2 protein-coding genes are annotated in these 2,210 nt (G+C 64.3%); both read left to right on the top strand.

From position 1 onward, the window contains the following. Positions 1-317 precede the first annotated feature (317 nt). On the top strand, positions 318-1,268 hold the full coding sequence (locus ACIRS4_RS36250) for a LysR substrate-binding domain-containing protein (RefSeq protein ID WP_404204219.1): 951 nt from the start codon (positions 318-320) through the stop codon (positions 1,266-1,268). A gap of 105 nt (positions 1,269-1,373) precedes the next feature. After that, the coding region (locus ACIRS4_RS36255) for a glycoside hydrolase family 5 protein (protein ID WP_404204221.1) at positions 1,374-2,210 on the top strand (837 nt) is incomplete at its 3' end.

A 2,210-nucleotide genomic window follows, 5' to 3' on the forward strand; every position in this document is an offset into this window, starting at 1 on the left:
CAGGTCCGGTTCGCCGAGGCGCTCCGCGACGTCGCACTGCAGGGTGAACAGCTTGCCCACCAGGGCATTCCAATTCGTCACAGGCTTCCTCCGCTACCGGATCGCTCAGGAACAAATGTGCAAGGGAACCGGAGCGCGAATGGGATACTGAATACTTCCTATTCCGGCCGCGGTGAACGCCCGGTAAACGGTAGTGCATGGTGGTGCGGAAGAGAAATCATTCCGCGGCGGCGATTCACAACCCCGATTTGTCAATGACCGTGGAGGCTTCCGGAAAAGCTTCCGCCTGGATGGAAAGTCCATCTAGACTGCGCGCCATGGAAGTTCACACCCGCCAGCTGCAATACTTCATCGCTGTCGCGGAGGAGCTGAGTTTCACCCGCGCGGCGCAGCGATTACACGTTTCGCAGCAGGGTTTGAGCACCCAGATCAAACAGCTGGAACACGCGATGGACGTGGTGTTGTTCTCCCGCACCACCCGCAATGTCGAACTGACCGCCGCCGGCGCGGTCTTCCTGCGCGATGTGCGGGGCGCGCTGACCGGACTGGACGTAGCGGTCGAGCGGGCCCGCTCGGTGCACCGCGGCGAACAGGACCGCCTGGTGCTGGGCGCGCTCGAGGGGGCGGCGCTGACCCTCACCGAGCCGATCCTGTCGACCTTCCGGCAACGCCATCCGGGGATCACTGTGGAGTTGCGACACTTCACCTACGAGGATCCCTCGGCAGGGCTGGCCAGCGGGTCGGTGGATGTTGCATTCGCCCGCAGGCCGTTTATCGATGACGGTGTGCAGTTCGAGACCCTGTTCTCCGAACCGCTCATGGTGATGGTGCCGACCACACATCGACTCGCCGACCGTCAGCAGGTGTTCGCCCATGAGTTGCTCGAGGAACCGATCCTCGGGGCCGCCACCACCGATCCGGTGTGGAACGCGTTCTGGGAGTTGGACTCCTACCGCAGCGGAACCCCGGCGCCGGTGGTGTCCCGGTCGAACTCCCTGCTGGAGGAGCTGCACAAGGTCGCGACCGGTGTCGGCGTCGTACTGACCGTGGCCTGCGCGCGCTGGATCCCCTTCCCGGGCGTACGCCTGCTGCCGATCGCCGATGTCCAGCCCAATGACGTGGCGGTCGGCTGGCGCACCGCCCACGAATCCGCGCTGGTCCGGTCGTTCGTCGAGGTCGCCCGATGCGTTCGCGACACCCATCCCGATCTGGTCACCCAACTGGAAAAACCGGATTTCACGGATTGCACGGTGCCGCCGCACCTCTGATTGACAATCGAATCTTGTCAAAGTCCGAGAAACACTGATTTCTCCTCGATTTCCTTGCGAACTAACGTTTCTCAGCAATCGTTAAGCAAGAGAATTCGAGGGCCGATGAGGGTTTTCACTGTTCTACTCCTGGCCGCCGGGCTGCTGATGGCCCCGGCCGTTCATCTCGAACCGGTCGCGCAGGCCGCGCCCGCCGGTCTCAAAGGCCCGCTGAACACCCGCGGCCGCTACATCGTCGACGAGTCCGGCAATCGGGTGAAGCTGAAGTCCGGCAACTGGCACGGCTCCAGCGGCACCTGGACCGGCAGCGGCGACGACGAGGATCCGGCGAACAATTTCTCCCAGGAGACCGGGCATCGCGCCCCGCTGGGCCTGGATCGAGTGCCGCTGGACAAGATCGTCGGGGACTTCAAGGAGCTGGGCCTCAACAGCATCCGGCTGCCCTTCTCCAACGAGATGATCACCGACAGCCGTCCGGTCAAGGGCCTCACCGCCAATCCGGGGTTGAACGGGCTGAAGCCGCTCGAGGTGTACGACAAGGCGGTCGCGGCACTGACCGGGGCCGGGCTCGGCGTCATCCTCAACAACCACACCACCTCCACACGGTGGTGCTGCGCGGTGGACGGCAACGAACGCTGGAATTCCGGGCAGGACACCGCCAAGTGGGTGAGTGACTGGGCGTTCATGGCCGCCCGCTACAAGGGCGATCCGGGTGTCATCGGAGCGGACCTGCGCAACGAGGTACGTCGCGACACCTGGGACAACCCCAACTGGGGCATGGGCGACGACCACGACTGGGAGGCCGCCGCGCACGAGGCGGGTGACCGGATCCTGAAGGACGCCAACCCGAATCTGCTCATCATGATCGAGGGCCTCAACTGGATGGGCATTCCCACCGACCTCACCTGGCACGAGCGCCCGATGCTGAAGCCGGTCAAGACG

The organism is Streptomyces sp. NPDC101166, from assembly GCF_044768125.1.
GTDB lineage: Bacteria > Actinomycetota > Actinomycetes > Streptomycetales > Streptomycetaceae > Streptomyces.